The 974-nt window shown below is 57.6% G+C and carries 1 protein-coding gene; it reads left to right on the top strand.

Annotated features, from left to right (window positions below):
* Window positions 1-852, top strand: an 852-nt coding sequence (locus AB4Y34_RS41720) for an IS630 family transposase (RefSeq protein WP_368719289.1), incomplete at its 5' end; no start/stop codon positions are given.
* Window positions 853-974 lie beyond the last annotated feature (122 nt).

Raw genomic sequence — 974 nt, 5'->3', positions numbered from 1 at the left:
CTGGATGGCCTGCTTGACGCGCCGCGTCCGGGCGCACCCAGATCGATCGACGACGCACGTGTCGATGCCGTTATCGCGAAGACGCTGGAGTCCGTACCCAAAGGAGCGACGCACTGGAGTACACGGACGATGGCTCGGGAGATGAGCCTTTCGCAAACTGCAGTGTCGCGAATCTGGCGAGCCTTCGGCCTGCAGCCGCATCGGCAGGAAACCTTCAAACTCTCGAGCGATCCGCTGTTCGTTGACAAGGTTCGTGACATCGTCGGTCTGTACCTCGATCCGCCACTGAAGGCGATGGTGCTGTGTGTCGACGAGAAGAGCCAGATCCAGGCATTGGACCGAACGCAGCCCATACTGCCCTTGGCGCCCGGCATTCCCGAGCGTCGCACTCACGACTACATACGCCACGGCACCACCACATTGTTTGCCGCGCTGGACATTGCCACTGGCGAAGTCATCGGCGAATTGCATCGTCGCCATCGCAGCAGTGAATTCGTGCAGTTCCTGCGCACGATAGATGCCAGCGTGCCCGCTGAGATGGAAGTTCATCTGGTGATGGATAACTACGGCACGCATAAGACACCTTCGATCAAAAACTGGTTCGCGCGACACCCTCGCTTCCATATTCACTTCACGCCAACGTCGGCGTCGTGGCTCAATCAGGTGGAACGTTGGTTTGCAACGCTGACCGAAAAATACATTCGACGTGGCACGCATCGCTCGACACGGCAACTTGAAGAGGCGATCGGGCATTACCTCGATGTCTATAACTCGAATCCCCGGCCGTTCGTCTGGAGCAAGTCAGCTCACGAAATTCTCGCCAGCCTCGAAAGATTCTGCACACGGATCTAAACGTTATCGGATGAACACCATGAACATCGACACTGCCGCGATTGACGACACCGTCCTCGCGCTTCTCTATTTGACACTGCACGACCACAACCGCGCCTGGAAGAGCTTCGATTGGGATGCGC

This window comes from Paraburkholderia sp. BR10954, assembly GCF_040965775.1.
In the GTDB taxonomy this organism is placed as follows: Bacteria; Pseudomonadota; Gammaproteobacteria; order Burkholderiales; family Burkholderiaceae; genus Paraburkholderia; species Paraburkholderia youngii.
The sequence above is the reverse complement of the archived record's forward strand: the minus strand, read 5'-3'. Positions and strand labels throughout refer to the sequence as shown.